16 protein-coding genes are annotated in these 16,336 nt (G+C 62.0%); 11 read left to right on the top strand and 5 right to left on the bottom strand.

Features of this window, described 5'->3' with window-relative positions; genetic code table 11:
* Positions 1 to 96: 96 nt before the first annotated feature.
* Positions 97 to 1,185, top strand: coding sequence for an RcnB family protein (locus tag ACM64M_RS05530; RefSeq protein WP_416227676.1), 1,089 nt, complete (start codon positions 97 to 99; stop codon positions 1,183 to 1,185).
* Positions 1,186 to 1,295: 110 nt separating this feature from the next.
* The gene (locus ACM64M_RS05525) at positions 1,296 to 1,964 is read left to right on the top strand and encodes a prolyl hydroxylase family protein (RefSeq protein ID WP_416227675.1); all 669 of its coding nucleotides are present in this window, start codon (positions 1,296 to 1,298) and stop codon (positions 1,962 to 1,964) included.
* A 48-nt stretch (positions 1,965 to 2,012) separates the two neighbouring features.
* Here the strand turns inward: ACM64M_RS05525 and ACM64M_RS05520 are convergent, their stop codons facing one another.
* Positions 2,013 to 3,620 (bottom strand): lysine--tRNA ligase, encoded by a 1,608-nt coding sequence (locus ACM64M_RS05520; protein ID WP_416227674.1) that lies wholly within the window; start codon positions 3,618 to 3,620, stop codon positions 2,013 to 2,015.
* A gap of 308 nt (positions 3,621 to 3,928) precedes the next feature.
* Between ACM64M_RS05520 and ACM64M_RS05515 the strand changes: the two genes are divergently transcribed.
* From ACM64M_RS05515 to ACM64M_RS05490, 6 genes are all read left to right on the top strand, one after another.
* Complete coding sequence (locus ACM64M_RS05515) at positions 3,929 to 4,327, top strand: hypothetical protein (RefSeq protein WP_416227673.1); 399 nt, start codon at positions 3,929 to 3,931, stop codon at positions 4,325 to 4,327.
* 33 nt (positions 4,328 to 4,360) lie between these two features.
* Complete coding sequence (locus tag ACM64M_RS05510; RefSeq protein WP_416227672.1) at positions 4,361 to 5,461, top strand: transporter; 1,101 nt, start codon at positions 4,361 to 4,363, stop codon at positions 5,459 to 5,461.
* Between the two features lie 144 nt (positions 5,462 to 5,605).
* Entirely contained in the window at positions 5,606 to 8,398 is a 2,793-nt protein-coding gene (locus tag ACM64M_RS05505) for an ATP-dependent DNA helicase (RefSeq protein WP_416227671.1), read from the top strand.
* On the top strand, positions 8,395 to 9,462 hold the full coding sequence (locus ACM64M_RS05500; RefSeq protein ID WP_416227670.1) for a helix-turn-helix domain-containing protein: 1,068 nt from the start codon (positions 8,395 to 8,397) through the stop codon (positions 9,460 to 9,462). The genes ACM64M_RS05505 and ACM64M_RS05500 overlap by 4 nt, the downstream gene beginning before the upstream one ends.
* 103 nt (positions 9,463 to 9,565) lie before the next feature.
* Positions 9,566 to 10,414 carry a sterol desaturase family protein gene (locus tag ACM64M_RS05495; RefSeq protein WP_416227669.1) on the top strand — a complete coding sequence of 283 codons (849 nt, stop codon included), beginning with the start codon at positions 9,566 to 9,568 and terminating at the stop codon, positions 10,412 to 10,414.
* Positions 10,415 to 10,575: 161 nt separating this feature from the next.
* Positions 10,576 to 11,115 carry a SixA phosphatase family protein gene (locus ACM64M_RS05490; RefSeq protein WP_416227668.1) on the top strand — a complete coding sequence of 180 codons (540 nt, stop codon included), beginning with the start codon at positions 10,576 to 10,578 and terminating at the stop codon, positions 11,113 to 11,115.
* A 6-nt stretch (positions 11,116 to 11,121) separates the two neighbouring features.
* On the opposite strand, the gene soxR is transcribed toward ACM64M_RS05490, so the two are convergent.
* Positions 11,122 to 11,571 carry a redox-sensitive transcriptional activator SoxR gene (soxR, locus tag ACM64M_RS05485; RefSeq protein WP_416227667.1) on the bottom strand — a complete coding sequence of 150 codons (450 nt, stop codon included), beginning with the start codon at positions 11,569 to 11,571 and terminating at the stop codon, positions 11,122 to 11,124.
* A 111-nt stretch (positions 11,572 to 11,682) separates the two neighbouring features.
* Here soxR and ACM64M_RS05480 point away from each other — a divergent pair, with 111 nt between their 5' ends.
* Complete coding sequence (locus ACM64M_RS05480; protein ID WP_416227666.1) at positions 11,683 to 12,087, top strand: VOC family protein; 405 nt, start codon at positions 11,683 to 11,685, stop codon at positions 12,085 to 12,087.
* A gap of 2 nt (positions 12,088 to 12,089) precedes the next feature.
* Here the strand turns inward: ACM64M_RS05480 and ACM64M_RS05475 are convergent, their stop codons facing one another.
* From ACM64M_RS05475 to ACM64M_RS05465, 3 genes are read right to left on the bottom strand one after another with little or no spacing between them, the layout of a single operon-like run.
* Entirely contained in the window at positions 12,090 to 12,719 is a 630-nt protein-coding gene (locus ACM64M_RS05475; RefSeq protein WP_416227665.1) for an SOS response-associated peptidase, read from the bottom strand.
* 6 nt (positions 12,720 to 12,725) lie between these two features.
* Positions 12,726 to 13,643 carry a 4-hydroxybenzoate octaprenyltransferase gene (ubiA, locus tag ACM64M_RS05470; protein WP_416227664.1) on the bottom strand — a complete coding sequence of 306 codons (918 nt, stop codon included), beginning with the start codon at positions 13,641 to 13,643 and terminating at the stop codon, positions 12,726 to 12,728.
* On the bottom strand, positions 13,640 to 14,023 hold the full coding sequence (locus tag ACM64M_RS05465; RefSeq protein ID WP_416227663.1) for a hypothetical protein: 384 nt from the start codon (positions 14,021 to 14,023) through the stop codon (positions 13,640 to 13,642). Before ACM64M_RS05465 ends, ubiA begins: the two co-directional genes overlap by 4 nt.
* Positions 14,024 to 14,062: 39 nt before the next feature.
* On the opposite strand from ACM64M_RS05465, the gene ACM64M_RS05460 reads away from it, so the two are divergent.
* Both ACM64M_RS05460 and ACM64M_RS05455 read left to right on the top strand, forming a co-directional pair.
* A complete protein-coding gene (locus ACM64M_RS05460) occupies positions 14,063 to 14,833 on the top strand; it encodes a 16S rRNA (uracil(1498)-N(3))-methyltransferase (protein WP_416227662.1) in 771 nt (256 codons plus the stop codon).
* An 80-nt stretch (positions 14,834 to 14,913) separates the two neighbouring features.
* The gene (locus ACM64M_RS05455; RefSeq protein WP_416227661.1) at positions 14,914 to 16,311 is read left to right on the top strand and encodes a glutamate--cysteine ligase; all 1,398 of its coding nucleotides are present in this window, start codon (positions 14,914 to 14,916) and stop codon (positions 16,309 to 16,311) included.
* Positions 16,312 to 16,336: the final 25 nt, after the last annotated feature.

Genomic DNA, 16,336 nt, shown 5'->3' with positions numbered 1-16,336 from the left:
GTCAGCGACTCGCAGATAAACCAAGGTAAGTTGGAAGCGTAGCAACCAACATCAATCAGGCCGTAGGTGGTGGAGCGGCAACATTGGAGGCATCTCATGGATATTACCTTGTTTCTAAAGGGTGGTGCGGTTTCCGCCATAGCGCTTGCCCTTTCCTTTGTCGCACCACCAGAAGCGGTTCAGGCGGCCACTTCCGTGAATGCCGAAACGCAGCAAGCCCGGCCCGATCGGCGCGCTCAGGAGCGCGTGGTGCGCCGCGCCGAACGGCAAGTGGCGCGCGATCAGGCTCGCCAAAATCGCGGGCAACAAGCTCAGCGGCGCAGCGAAGCGCGCCAAGAGGCACAACCACAGCAGGTCCAACGGCAACCGCGCGACCAGCGGGTAGACCGCCGCAGCGAACGCCGCGCTCAAAATGTTGAGCGGCGTAGTGATAACCGCGCCGACAATGTCGAGCGCCGGGGCGACCGCCGCGCACAGCAGTTTGACCGTCAAGGCCGCGACCGCGCCGCCAATCAGGTTGACCGCCGCAGCGAACGCCGCGCCAATCAGATTGAGAACCGGGGCGAGCGCCGCGCAGACAATATCGAACGGCGCGGCGATAACAGGGCTGGCCGGATTGACCAGCGTCAGGATCGCCGTTTCGATCAGCGCAGCGGCCGCAATTTTGAACGGCGCGATGAACGCCGGTATGAACCGCGCGAAGATCGCCGTTTTGACCAGCGGCAGGACCGCAGGATTGAACAGCGCGTCGATCGGCGCGTTGATCGGCGGATCGATAACCGCCGCGACCGGGCCGAAAACCGCGAATTTCGCCGCGACGGCTATCGTTCAGGCTACCGTGACGGACGGCGTTCGGAATACCGCGACCATCGCCGCTGGAACCGGCAAGCCTGGCGTTCGGATCGCCGTTACGGCTGGCGCGACTATCGCCAGTCCAATCGCAACGTCTTTCGTCTGGGCCGCTATTACGCACCGTATCGTTCTCATTACTATAACCGTCTGAGCATCGGCTTTTATCTCGACAGCCTGTTTTTCAGCTCGCGTTATTACATCAACGATCCGTGGTCCTATCGCCTGCCAGAGGTCTATGGCCCCTATCGCTGGGTGCGGTATTATGACGATGTGGTGCTGGTCGACATCTACACCGGCGAAGTGGTTGACGTGATCCACGACTTCTTCTGGTAAGCCGCCGATCCCGATCGGAACACATTGGCCCCCGCCCGAGCAATCCGGCGGGGGCTTTGTTTCATGCGAGCGGGCTTGCACCAGCGCGCTTGCTTGCTAATCATCGGGCCATGACAAAGACCGCCGCTGTTCCCGATCAGGATGCACTGTGCCGCGTAGGCAAAATCGTGCGCGAGCGCCTTTCCGCGGACCCTGAAATTTACCGCATCGAAACCGACAAGGCCGAAGTTTTCGCAGTCGGCGGATTTCTGAGCGCCGCCGAATGCGAAAGATTGTGCCTGATGGTCGATCAAACCGCGCGGCCATCCTCTTTGCACGAAATTGGCTATGACAGCGGGTTTCGCACTTCCTATTCTGGCGATCTCGACCCGCATGACAGCTTTGTCAAAGGGATCGGGCGGCGGATTGATGACCTGCTGGGCCTGCCGTCCGTCGTGGGAGAGGCGATTCAGGGCCAGCGTTACCTGCCGGGTCAACAATTCAAACCGCACAATGACTGGTTCTACACCACCGAAAAATACTGGCTCGACGAACGCAAACGCGGCGGTCAGCGCAGTTGGACAACCATGGCTTTCCTCAACGATGTCGAAGAAGGCGGCGAGACGCATTTCACCGAAATCGGCATCATGATCAAACCCCGGCCCGGCGTGCTGCTGATCTGGAACAACGCCCTGCCCGATGGCCGCCCCAACGAAGGCACGATGCACGCCGGAACCCCGGTGGTGAAAGGTGCCAAATACATCATCACCAAATGGTATCGCACGCGGGCGTGGAAGTAGGAAGATGGTATTGAATTGCGCGCCCACGGACAGGGTTGCGCAAATCCGTCACCTTGCCAGCGCCTCCGCGATCAGTTTGCGCGTCGGTTCCACTCCGTAAAGCGCAATGAAACTGCCCATACGCGGGCCCTGTTCGCTGCCCAGCAACGTTTCGTAAAGCGCGCGGAACCAGTCGCGCAGCGATTCGAACCCATATTCCTCGCGCTTGCCGATTTCATAGACCATCGTTTGCAGCACCTCGGCATCGGCCTGAGGCGGAGCGGCAGCAAGCTGCGTGTCGAGTTCAGTCAGGGCCAACACTTCCCCGCCCTGCGGCGCGCGCTTGGACAGCGTCGGAGCCAGAAAATCGCGGTTGTAATTCACCGCGCATTCGATCAGCCGCAGCAGAGCCGGATCGGTGACCGCCGCGCCGGTGTAGCTCGCCACATATTCGGCAAGGTTGGCCTGCGTCGCCTCCAGCCCCAACACGCTGACGAGGTTGAGCAGCAGGCTGTAAGGCACCGCCAGCGTATCCCCCGCACCCGGCGCTTCGGGCCCCGAAAGGCGCTCATTCGCACGCAGCAAATGCCACACTGGATTGCCCAACTGCTTGTCGAGCGATTGTTCAGCCAGCGCCCCGCGAAACTGCCAGTAATCGTCGATCGCCTTGGGGATCACCCCGGCGTGAAGCTGCTTGGCGCTCTTGGGATTGGCGAAGATGTAATAGCCCAGGCTTTCTTCGCTGCCATAGGTCAGCCATTCGTCAATCGTCAGGCCATTGCCTTTGGACTTGCTGATTTTCTCGCCCTTGGCATCCAGGAACAGCTCGTAAATCAGCCCCTCTGGCTTGTTCCCGCCCAGCACACGCGCGATCTTGCCCGACTGCACGCCGCTGTCGGTCAAATCCTTGCCATACATTTCATAATCGACGCCCAGTGCGACCCAGCGCATCGCCCAATCGACCTTCCACTGGCATTTGGCCATGCCGCCCAGCGCGCTCTGTTCGACCACGCTGCCGTCCTCGTCGGTGAAACGGATCACGCCCGCCGCCGCATCGACCACCGTAATCGGCACTTGCACCACCGCGCCCGTCGTCGGCGATACTGGCATCACCGGCGAATAGGTCTTGCGCCTCTCCTCGCCCAAGGTCGGCAGCATGATGTCCATGATCGCATCGTAATGCGTCAGCACCCCGCGCAGCGCGTCGTCAAACGCGCCGCTGTTGTAACGCTCCGACGAACTCACGAATTCATAATCAAAGCCGAACTGATCGAGAAACGCGCGCAGCATCGCGTTGTTATGCGCGGCAAAGCTATCATAGGGCGTGCCAAAGGGATTGGGTATCCGCGACAGCGGCTTGCCCAGATGCGAAGTTAGCATCTCCCGATTGGGCACGTTATCGGGCACTTTGCGCAGCCCGTCCATATCGTCCGAAAACGCGACGAGCCGCGTGGCCTGCCCGGTCAGCGCTTCATAGGCACGGCGCACCAGCGTGGTTCGCAGCACTTCCTGAAACGTGCCGATATGCGGCAGACCCGATGGGCCGTATCCGGTTTCGAACAGCACCGGCTCGCCATCTGCCTTTCCATCGCGCAACCGTTTGGCCAGACGCTGCGCCTCCTGAAAAGGCCAGGCCTTGGAATTGCGCGCGGTTTCGATCAGTGCATTATCGGTCATGGTGCCAGTCTTTATTGAAGGGGCGCTATTATGGATGGGACCAAATGTTGCAAGCGCGAAGGGCGACCGGACCCCTTGCAGATGCGAAACTGCTTGACACATTGGACCGGGTGTCAAGCAGGGTTTTTGGCATTTTTTGTTTATAATTCATAATCTTAACCTGAAATTACCAGCTTGACACTTTACCAACTTTTTCGCCGCGTCGGCGGTGCGCTATTGCCCATGCCTTAACGCGATCAGCGCGTGTAGGACAGCGGCTTGTCACTTGCGCTCAGGCGACCAGTCGCTAATCGGGCGGACCAAGGTCCATGAACAGAAACCGCCGCCCGTTCCTGCTTATTGCGCTCCTGCTGTCAATCGGGTTGCGGACCGTCTTTGGCGCGCCCTGCTGCATGTCGCCGGTGCAAGCTGCGGAGCATGCTCCCTTGGCGCAGGTCAGTGCGGAAAAGTCGCACCGCGCCCATCTTGCCGATCTTCGTGGGCCTGACGCACAAGCGGGCGAGGCGGAAGGTCATGCTGGACATGGCGACAATCCGACCGCAAAACCGTGCTGTTCAGCCTGTGGTCCGACTTTGCCGAGCGAACCGGTGCTGTTCACCAAGCGCGCGGTGTTGCTCGAAATGCCGCCACCCGCCGCGGTTCGCGCGCTCGTTACTCATCCCACTTTTACAGCCTATGAAGCGACGGGTCCTCCTTTGTTGATCTGAATACCGACAGTTCAGATCAACAGGAGTTTACAGATGAAAACGCTTTTGAAAGCGGGCACGACGCTCGCTGTAACCGGTTGCGCGCTTGTAACCAGCTTTGCCATTGGCTTTGCAGTCACCCCAGCAATCGCGGATGACGGTCCCGAGGCGATCAACGCGCTCGACCATGCTCCCATCGGGGTGATGGGCGACCACCGCCACGCCGCTGGCGAATGGATGGTCAGTTACCGGCTGATGCATATGGATATGGGCGGCACGCAGATCGGCACCAATTCGGTGACACCGCAGCAAGTCGTCACCACCGTTCCAAACCGGTTTTTCGGCGCTCCCGGCCAACCGCCGACCCTGCGCATTGTGCCAACATCTATGCGGATGGACATGCATATGGCGGGGGTCATGTACGGAATTTCCGATCAGATTACCCTGATGGTAATGGCCAATTACTGGACAAACGAAATGGACCACACCACTTTTCAGGGCGGAATGGGTATCGCTGAACTGGGCACATTCCGCACGACTCCCGGCGGGTTTGGCGACACTAAGATTGTCGCACTGATCGGGCTGACTGACACTGTGCATATCAATGCCGGGCTATCAATTCCGACCGGATCGAACAGCAAGACCGACGACATCCTGACCCCGATGGGCGGCAATCCGACCGTGCGTCTGCCATATCCAATGCAATTGGGATCTGGGACGTTTGATCTGGAACCGGGCATCACATACCGCGATCAAAGCGCCGCGTTTGGTTGGGGCGCACAGGTAAAGGGTACTGTTCGACTTGGCTCGAATGACGAAGGGTATGCGTATGGCGACCGCGCGATTGCGACCGCATGGATGGCGGCCTCGATCACTCCGGGCGTTGCATTGTCAGGTCGCATTCAGGCAGAGACATTAGGGCGCGTCGACGGAATAGATCCGCTGATCGCTGGGCCTGTGCAGACCGCCAACCCTGATTTTCAGGGTGGAGAGAGCGTTACCGGATTGATCGGTTTGAACTTTGCTGCGACCGGTGGGGCGCTGCGCGGTTGGCGGCTCGGGATCGAAGGTGGGATTCCGATCGTTCAGGATCTGAACGGTCCGCAAATGCCAACCGACTACACGCTGACAATGGGCGTGCAGAAGAGTTTTTGAGCCAGCCCTGAGGCACTTCGCCTCAAGGGTCGCAAGGGAGGGGCGGCTTGCTTGCCGGGCAGGTCGTCCCTCTTTCGCCAACGCTGCACTGCGCATGCCCTTCGCGCGTTTACATATCGGCCTTCCTTGGTCATCAACAAACATATGTCTGCCGCTTTCCCCCCTGCCAATCCGGTCCCGCTGCCTGCGCTCCATGCCAGCCATGGCGGGAATTGGCTGCGTCCGGCGAATGGTCAGACCGGTGCCGTTTCCAAAGGCGAGGCCATCATGGCCGCTGCCGATACGCCGGTGCTGCTGCTGAATGCGCCCTTGGTGGCGAGCCGGCTGGGCTATCCCGATCTTTCGGGGCTCGACCTGCTCGAACTGTTCGCCTTTGTCTATCCGGCGCGGTTCTGCGTGCCGACGGCGCGCGGGCTGGCAAAGGCGCTGGAACTGTCAGAGCCAGAGGGCGATGACGCCGTGCCTGCGTTCCTGCAACTGGCCGCAGGCGCTATGGTCGCTGCCTGCGAAGAGCCCGAATGGTTCGAACGCGCCGGGGCGTGGAGCGCGCTGCAATCGCTCGAACGGCTGCGCTGGCCCTGGGCGCAGGTGTTAAAACCGCACATTGTGCGCCCGGAGAAAGCGGAAAAGTGGCTGTTTTCCGCTCTGCCGCAATGGGAGGAGACGGGCGAGCGCGCCCCGCCCCGGCAGGTGGACCTGCCTCCCGATCAGGTGCTGGCGCAGCTCGATGCGCTGACCGGCGATGGTGCAGAGCGGCGCGAGGGGCAGCGGGCCTATGCGCAGGATGCCGCGCGCATCTTTGCCCCGCGCCAAAGGAGCGAACAGCCGCATATCGCATTGGCGCAGGCGGGCACGGGGATTGGTAAGACGCTGGGCTATCTTGCTCCGGCCTCGGTCTGGGCAGCGGCGTCGGGCGGGACGGTGTGGGTGTCGACCTTCACCAAGAATTTGCAGCGCCAGTTGCGCAGTGAAAGCCGCCGCGCCTGGCCCGTCAAACGCCCCGATGGCACGCCCCCGGTGGTGGTGCGCAAAGGGCGCGAGAATTACCTCTGCCTGCTCAATCTGGAGGATGCGCTGCAAGGCGGGTTCGCCGGACGCCCGGCGATCCTCGCGCATCTGGTGGCGCGCTGGGCAGCGTTCACCCGCGACGGCGACATGATCGGCGGCGATCTGCCCGGCTGGCTGGGCACTTTGTTTCGCAAACGCGGGATCGCCGCGCTGACCGATCAACGCGGCGAATGCATCTATGCCGGTTGCCCGCATTACCGCAAATGCTTCATCGAACGCGCCGCGCGGGACAGCGCGCAGGCCGATCTGGTGATTGCCAATCACGCGCTGGTGATGGTCAATGCCGCGCGTTCTCCATTTGGCGCGCGCGACCACGCCCAGCGCCCGACGCGGGTGATCTTTGACGAGGGGCACCATGTTTTCGAAGCCGCCGACAGCACCTTTGCCGCGACGCTTTCGGGGCAGGAGGCGATCGAGCTGCGGCGCTGGATCATGGGGCCCGAACGCGGCAGCCGGGGGCGCAGGCGGGGGCTGGCCGCGCGGCTCGCCGATCTCGCCAGCTATGACGATGAAGGCGGCGCGGCGATCGAGGCCGCGTGCAAGGCTGGCGCGGCGCTGCCCGGCGACGGCTGGCTTGGGCGGCTGCACGACGGTGAGCCCGCTGGGCCGATAGAAGCGTTGCTCGGCGCGGTGCGCAGCGTGACCTATGCCCGCGACGAAAGCGGCCAAGAGGCAGGCTATGGCATCGAAACCGAGGCCAGCGGCCTGCCCGGCGACATGATCGAAGCCGCAGGCACGGCGGCAGAGGCGCTCGCCGCAATCCGCAAACCCTTGATCCGGCTGGGCGGGCGGTTGGAGGCGATCATTGCCGACCCGCCTGACTGGCTCGATGCGCAGGGCCGTGCGCGGATCGAGGGCGCGCGCCATGCGCTGGGCTGGCGGGTCGATCTGCTCGCCGCGTGGGAAAGCCTGTTGGCGCGGCTAGGCGGTCCCGCCGACGCCGAATTTGTCGATTGGCTGGCGGTTGACCGCAGCGATGCGCGCGAATTTGACGTGGCCATCCATCGCCGCTGGCTTGACCCGATGAAACCCTTTGCCAAAGTGGTGCTCGAAGGGGCGCATGGCGTGATGATGACCAGCGCGACGCTGACCGACCGGGTGGAGGCGGGCGATCCATGGGACAGCGCGATTGCGCGCAGCGGCGCGGCGCATGTCGAATGCCAGCCGCTGCTATCCAGCGCGCACAGCCCGTTCGATTACGCCGCCCGCGCCGAAGTGCTGATCGTGACCGATGTAAAGAAGGGCGACCTGCCGGGGCTGGCGGGGGCCTATGCCCGGCTGATCGAAGCCTCGGGCGGCGGGGTGTTGGGCCTGTTCACCGCGATTCGGCGGCTGCGCAGCGTCCATGGGCGGATTGCCGACCGCTTGGCGCGCGAAGGTCTGCCGCTTTATGCGCAGCATGTCGATCCGATCGACACCGGGACTTTGGTCGATATTTTCCGCGATGATCCGCGCGCCAGCCTGTTGGGCACCGATGCCTTGCGTGATGGGGTTGACGTGCCGGGGCGTTCGCTGCGCTGCGTGGTGCTGGAAGCGGTGCCGTGGCCGCGCCCCGATATTCTCCATAAGGCGCGCCGGGCCGCGTCGACAGCGGGCGGCCAGTATGACGACCGCATAATCCGCGCGCGGCTGGCGCAGGCGTTCGGCCGGCTGATCCGGGGCAAGGACGATTGCGGCCATTTTGTCGTCCTTTCCCCCGCCTTCCCAACGCGGCTGCTTTCCGCCTTTCCAAATGGGGTCTGCGTGCGCCGCGTCACGCTGGACGAGGCGCAGGCGCGGATTACGGGCGGATTGATCGGCGAAAATGCCAGCCTGCCCAACAAAACCGGTGGCAAGATCGCGGCAGAGGCTCCAGATAGACGGCCATGATTCAGGATATCGATTTTCTCATCCGCCTGATCACGATCGGCGCTGGATTGATGCTGATCGCGCAATTCGTCGCGGGCGAAGTGCGCGACGCGATCAAGGTGCCGCTGGTGGCGATGATTGTTGGGGTCATTTTTTACCTTATCAATTCGGCCCCGGTTTTGGCGGACAGCGCACGTGACCCATGGATCGACCTGATTTCGATCTCGGTCCCGTTTTCAATCTGGCTGTTTGCCCGCAATCTGTTTGAGCGCACGCCCGACCGGCGGATCACGCTTGGGGTGGCGGCGGCGCTGTTGGCGGGCTGGTTTCTGGGCAATTTTGTCCCGGCGACCTGGCCTTTAGGATTTTTCTGGATTCATCTGGCGGCGCTGGTGCTGATCGGGGATTTGCTGCGCGTCGGGGTGTTTGAACGCGAGGATGATCTGGTTGAACAGCGCCGCACCGTGCGGCTGTGGCTGCCGTTGCTGGTGGCGGCGCAAGCGGGCGGTGTCATCCTGTTCGAAATGTTCGAAGCTATCACCGGCAGCCGCGGCGGCTATCCGGTCATGCAGCTTATCAACACGCTGCTCATTCTGGCGCTGATGCTGTTTGCGGGGCTGGCATTGCTGCGCACCGATCCGCAATTGCTGGTCGAGACGGAGGAGGCCGTGCCGCATCCTGATGAACCCCGGCAGCTTGATTTGTCGCCGTCGGAATCGGTGCTGCATGACCGGCTGATCGCAGCGATGGCGGCGGGCGCTTACCGCGAACCCGGCCTCACCATTGCGGGTCTGGCGGAGCAACTCGATACACCTGAACACCGCCTGCGCTCGCTCATCAATCGGCGCATGGGCTATCGCAATTTCTCCGCCTTTCTCAACCATCACCGGATTGGCGAAGCGCGCGAGAAATTGGCGAGCCGCGATGAAGTGGATTTGCCGGTGCTGACGATTGCGATGGATCTGGGATACAATTCGCTGCCAACCTTCAACCGCGCCTTTCGCGGCGAAACAGGCACCACGCCGAGCGATTTCAGGCGACTGGCCTTTGCCGAAAATGGCGTAAGCGACGCCGAACAATTCTGAAATTCGCCGTGCAATTCCGGAATTGTTCGGCATTTTCCGGGGTTGAAGGGACCGCCGCTCAGATTTCGGGCAATAACCGAATCGCAACAAGCAGGAACCCGACATGATGATTGATCCCGCAGCCGACGCGACCTTTGCCTACGCCCTTGAGCGGGTGGCGGACCATTTCATGTTTGGCATTTATTTCGATCTCAGCCGCTACCTCATTGCGGCGGGCGCGCTGACGCTGTTTCTGGTGGTGTTTCGCGGATGGGCCGAGGCGCGCCGGATTCAACGCGGCCGCCGCGCGACACGCACCGATTATGTCCGCGAACTCCTGTCTTCGATGCGCACGGTGGTGGTCTACGCCTTTGTTACGCTGGCGATTCTCGTTGGGCGTGAGACGGGGATCATCCTGCTTAAGCTGGAGAACGCGACGCTGTTCACGCTCCTGTGGCAATTTGCGTTGATCGTGATTGCCCACGATGCGTGGTTCTACTGGGCGCACCGCGCAATGCATCACAAACGAATGTTTCGAGCGACGCATCTGCATCACCACAAATCGCGCACCCCGACCCCGTGGACCGCCTACAGCTTCACCGCTACCGAGGCGGTGATCGAAGTCGCATTCGTGCCGGTTTTCCTGCTCATCACCAGCCAGCTTGGCATCGCATATGCCGGATTTGCGATCCTGTTTTTCATCTGGCACCAGATGATTCGCAACGTCATGGCCCATGCGGGCAGCGAATTGTTCCCGGCGGGCTGGGTCGACAACCCGTGGACAGACTGGATCAGCACCACCACGCATCACGACCTGCACCATTCCTCGGGCCACAATTACGGGTTTTATTTCACCTTTTGGGACCGCTGGATGGGCACCGAGCACCCGCGTTACAAGGAAGAGTTCCGCAAGCACGCCAAGCCGTTCATCACGCGGGGACCGCAGCCCGAAGACGCCACAGAGACCGCCTGACGATTGTTTCGCAGCCCGCGCTCTCCTCGCGCCCGGCTTGCCGCGGCAGTCTTTGGGACGCCCTCCCCAGTTTGGCGCCCCGAGGACTGCCGCATTTGCATTCCCATTGCTGCGTGGCATAGGACGCTGGTGTTGAGCCATGCTCCGGGGGACGCAGATTCGTGAAAATTCTTGGTCTCTTTCGCCATGCCAAATCCGAATGGGATGACACGGTAAAGCGTGATTTCGACCGCACGCTCAACGCTCGCGGGCGGCGCGGCGCGGAGGTGATGGGCGACCATATTCGCGCGCATGGCATACGGTGGGACCGGCTGATCGCCAGCCCGGCGGCGCGGGTGACAGAAACGCTTACCATTGGACTGCCGGAAATGCCCGTAATTCTGGATCAGCGGCTGTATCTCGCCAGCACCGATACGATCATCGAAGTCGCACAATCATATGCGGGCGATGGGGATAGCGAGGCGGAGGCCATCCTGATGTCGGGCCACAATCCGGGCCTACAGGAAATGATCCTCGAACTGGTTTCGCCCAGCCACGAAAACGAATTGTTCCGCGAGGCCTGTGTCAAATTTCCGACCGCCAGCTACGCCGTGCTCGAATGCAATGTCGATCACTGGGCCAATCTGAAGCCGCGCTGCGCGAAACTGGTGCATTTCGCCCGCCCGCGCGACATCGACGCGGAACTGGGGCCGGAATATTAGAGCGCTCTAAAGCACCTGACGCGGTCCCGGACCCTGCGCCCCCAGCCGGTCCCCCGGATTGTAGATCGCGCATTTTTCAAGGCTGAGGCATCCGCAGCCAATGCATCCATCAAGCCGGTCGCGGGTGCGCTCCAATTGCGCGATCCGCGCCTCGATGCGCGCCCTGATCGAAACGCTGATCGCCCGCCAATCGCGCGCGGTCGGGGTGCGTCCATGAGGAAGCTTGCGCAATTCTTCGTCTATCTCGCTCAGCGACAGCCCCAATTGCTGCGCGATGAGAATAAAGCTGACCCGGCGCAGGTCGGACCGCAAAAATCGCCGCTGATTGCCGCTGGTGCGCAGGGGTTCGATCAGGCGCTTGTCCTCGTAAAAACGGATCGCCGACACCGACAGCCCGGTGCGCCGAGCCATTTCGCCGATGGTGATGAGGTCCTTGTGGGATAGTGCTCTGCTCATCGCGCATGACTATCCGAAATATAGCTTGATCTCAAGTTAGGTTGAGATTGCATTGTCGCTGCACCAATGATTCGCAGGTGGACAATTCCGCCGCCAACAGGAGTGCAAACCATGCCAACAGGAACCATCGAACACGCCAACCTCACCGTCACCCATCCCGAACGCAGCGCCGAATTGCTGCGCCAATTGCTCGGCTGGGAAGTCCGCTGGAGCGGCAAATCCCAGATGGGCGGTGACACGATCCACGTCGGCGGACCCGGTAATGGCGCCGCCTACATCGCGCTCTACACCAATGACGACGTGCGCGCCGATACGGCGAGCAATGAAGGCCGCCGCTTTGCCAAGGGGCAGCCGCTCAACCATGTCGGATTGCTTGTCGATGATCTCGCCGCCGCCGAACAAGTGGTGATCGCCGCAGGGCTCACACCCTTCGGTCACGATGATTATGAACCGGGGCGGCGGTTCTATTTCTTCGACTGGGACGGGATCGAATTTGAGATGGTCAGTTACGATTAGGTTCAAAGCAGGCTTTGCTGGCTGGTCGCACCACGAACCCACGGTTGATCGGTGCGGTCGATTGTCAGTTCGCCTGTCCACGGCTGGCACAGTGACAGTGCGTCTTCGGGCGAACCAGAAACCCAGACATCGTAATCATCGCGCGCAAGCAGCACCGGCATCCGGCTGTGCACGTCCTCAACCGCTGAACCCGCGCTGCCTGTCATCACCATCGCAAAGCACGCGCCAAATTCGTCGCTGTCCCGCCATACGCCCGCGGCGGCGAACAGGTCTTGTCCGGGCAAGGCCAGCCAGGTGCGTGTCATGCTGCCTTTCGTCCCTTGCGCCTCCGCCCATGCGGTCAGCGGGATAAGGCACCGGCGCTGTTCAAATGAATGGCGCCAGAAAAAGCTGTCGAGCTTGTCGGTCCGGGCATTGTTGACGGGCTTGGGCTTTAACGGCTGGCCCGATTTGCCTTTCAGCACCAGCGGAAAACCCCAGTTCATCTGCTTCACCGCGCCCCCTGCGACAACCAGACCGGGGTAGCCGGGATAGACCTCTGCGCCGAAGTTAGCCCCGCCCGCGCTTTCGACTGTATCGAACCAGGCGGCGACCTCCGCTGTCCCCTTGGTCATACGGTAAAGGTTGCACATGACCCGCTATGCCCCCGCATTGCCGACCACAAAGCACGCCGCCGCCATCAGCGCCCCGGCCCAGCGGTTGGAGCGAAACCGCGCCAGCGGATTGTCGGGGTCCGCAGGGTCAAGGCTAACCACTTGCCAAACCAGATGCAGCGCCACTGGCAGCAGCGCCAGCACCGCAAACACATCGGGCCGATACAGCCAGATACCCAGCCCCCACAGTGCAATCGCCGCGCCATAGAATGCGGCAATCCCGGCATGGACCCGCGCGCCCATCGCCAGCGCCGATGAGCCAATGCCGATCATCGCATCATCCTCGCGGTCCTGCAGCGCATAGATCGTATCGTATCCGATCACCCAGCATATGCAGCCCGCATAGATCGCCGCCAGCGCATCCCAATTGTCCCCCATGCCGGGCCGCAATTGCACCCAACCGACCAGTAGGCCCCAGTTGAACACCATTCCCAGCCACGCCTGCGGCCACCAAGTGATGCGCTTCATAAAAGGATAGGCCGCAACCAGCGCAAGGCTGGCGAGTGCCACGATCTGTGCTTCGATGCGCAGTTGCAACAACACCACCATTCCGATCAGGCACAACGCGATGAGCCAGCCCCAAGCGGCGCGGCGCGACACCCGGCCGCTCGCCACTGGCCGTGCAGCGGTGCGAGCCACCTGCGCATCCAGCCGGGCATCGACAATGTCGTTGTAAACGCAGCCCGCGCCGCGCATCGCAATCGCTCCGACGAGCAGCCAGCCAAGCAGCACAAATTGCGGCCCCGCCCCGCTCAGCCAGACGCCAAACACACAGGGCCAGAACAGCAACCACCAGCCAATCGGGCGGTCGAACCGCGCCAGCTGCGCCAGATCGCGCAGGCGTTGCGGCAGCCGTTCGATCAGCCCGCGATGTTCGCTGTCGGGAACGACATCCGCGTTCAAGCCGTCACCTCACCCCGCGCCGCGCGCCAGCCGATCAGACAGGCGGCGAACATCACCACATTGCCGGCAAAATCGAGCATTCCGATCGAAGTCAGCACCGGCATTTCGTAATGGAAATACCAATTGAAAACGAAGAACGGGACGAGCACGACGGCGAACACCGCAAAGGCTCGCGCGGTCCATTTGACCACCAGCGCCATGATCCCGAACATCACCGCCTGCGCGCCGAAACAGGCGACCGAAAACCGCATGATGAAGCTGGAATCGCGATAAGGCTCTGTCAAGGCAAGGTCGATAACATTGGCCGGCGCCAACAGCGCCCATCCGCCCAGGCCAAGAAACACGGCAGCGATTATGGATTGGGCAATGCGTGCAGTCATGGCTTGCTCCATAGCGCCGCGCGCGCCAAGGGGGAAGCCATGCCCGCCAGCGCTTCCCCTCGTGTTCCTGCATGGCCCCCTAAGAGCGCGCCGCGCCTGTTTGTCGAACAGGCCCTCGCCGATGCAGCGTTGGTCGCGATCGAGGGCAACGCCGCACACTATCTGGGCAAGGTCATGCGGGTGGCAATCGGCGACGCGGTCATCCTGTGTGACGATCAGACTGGCGAATGGGCCGCCCGGGTGGTGGATGCGGGCAAGCGCAGCATCAGCCTTGAAGTGGTGGAGCGACTGCGCCCGCGTGAAGAGGTGCCAGATCTGTGGCTGTGCTCGGCGCTTTTGAAAAAGGACCGATTTGACCTCGTGCTGGAAAAAGCCACTGAACTCGGCACAGCCCAGATTCAACCGGTGCTCACCCGGCGCTGCGTTGCTGACAAACTTAATATGGAGCGGGCGCGCGTCATCACCGTCGAGGCTGCGGAGCAATGCGCGCGCACCGCTCTGCCCAAATTGGCAGAGCCGGTGAAATTGTTGGCGCTGCTCAAAGACTGGCCCGCAACCCGCGTGCTGTTCTTTGCCGACGAGGATGGGGGGCAACCGGCGGCCGACGCATTTGCCGCGCATGGCAGCCCCGCTGCAATCATCATCGGCCCCGAAGGCGGCTTTGACGATGCCGAACGCGCCGCTATCCGCGCGCATCCGCAAGCACGCGCGATCAGCCTTGGCCCGCGTATCCTGCGCGGAGAAACCGCTGCCATTGCCGCCCTGTCCGCATGGATGGCGCTGCGCGGCGATTGGTCAACTGCACGCTGACTTCGCAAGCCCCAAGCCGATTTGCGCTTCCCACGAGGCAATCGGTTTTCTAGGGCAACTCAATAGAGAAGGGTCCCCCGATGAGCACACGCGAAGCTTCCAGCGCTGATGAACCTGTGATCGAGACGATGGATGACCTCGTCGCGCCCATGCGCGGCGGCGAAAAGCCAAAGAGCGACTGGCGCATCGGCACCGAACACGAAAAGCTGGTCTACAAACGCGCCGCGCTTGGCGGGGATCGCCGCGCGCCGTCCTATGATGAACCTTGCGGCATCCGCGACCTGCTTACGGGCCTCACCGAATTCGGGTGGGAGCCGGTTGAAGAACGCGGACCGGACGGAACCAGCAACGTGATCGCGCTCAAGGGCGCAGACGGAGCAGTCAGCCTGGAACCCGCAGGACAGCTTGAATTGTCGGGCGCGCCGCTCGAAAACCTGCACCAGACTTGCGCTGAAACCGGGCGGCATCTGGAACAGGTCAAAGCCGTGGGGGAACGCTGCGGAGTCGGTTATCTTGGCCTTGGAATGTGGCCCGACAAGACCCGCGAAGAACTACCGATCATGCCCAAGGGCCGGTATGACATCATGCTGCGGCATATGCCGCGCGTCGGCAGCATGGGGCTCGACATGATGCTGCGGACCTGCACCATTCAGGTCAATCTGGATTACCAGAGCGAGGCGGACATGGTGCAGAAATTCCGCGTCGGGCTGGCGCTGCAACCTTTGGCGACCGCGCTGTTTGCCAATTCGCCCTTTACCGAGGGAAAGCCTAACGGGTTCCTGTCCTATCGCAGCCATATCTGGTCCGACACTGATCCGGCGCGCACCGGCATGTTGCCTTTCGTCTTTGAGGATGGGTTCGGATATGAACGATGGGCGCAATATATGCTTGATGTGCCGATGTATTTTGTCTTTCGTGAAGGCAAATATATTGATGCAGCGGGGCTGTCGTTCCGCGACTTCCTTGATGGAAAGCTCTCGGTCCTGCCGGGTGAGCGACCCCGGCCAAGCGATTGGTGGGATCATCTGTCCACCGCTTTTCCCGAAGTGCGCCTCAAGAGCTTTCTCGAAATGCGCGGCGCGGATGGCGGGCCGTGGAGCCGGATTTGCGCACTCCCGGCGTTCTGGGTCGGCCTGCTCTACGATCAAGGCGCGCTCGATGCGGCGTGGGATCTGGTCAAGCATTGGTCGATGGAGGAACGCGAGCGTTTGCGCAGCGATGCCCCGCGGCTTGGGCTGGCATCACCGATCCCCGGAGGAGGCACGCTGCAGGATCTGGGCCGCGAAGCGCTCGCCATCGCGCACCAAGGGCTCGCATCGCGGGCAAAACTGAATGCCAGCGGCGACAATGAGACCGGATATCTCGAAACGCTGGACGAAATCGTCAAAAGCGGCAAGGTTCCCGCTCAGCGCCTGCTCGATGCCTATTACGGCGAATGGGGCGAGGATGTATCGCAGGTCTACAGGCACTCTTTCTGATAGAAAGGGGCTATCTGACGGGGAG

It is taken from the genome of Qipengyuania sp. ASV99, from assembly GCF_047872805.1.
Taxonomy (GTDB): Bacteria; Pseudomonadota; Alphaproteobacteria; order Sphingomonadales; family Sphingomonadaceae; genus Erythrobacter.
This window is presented reverse-complemented; position numbering and strand designations above follow the sequence as displayed.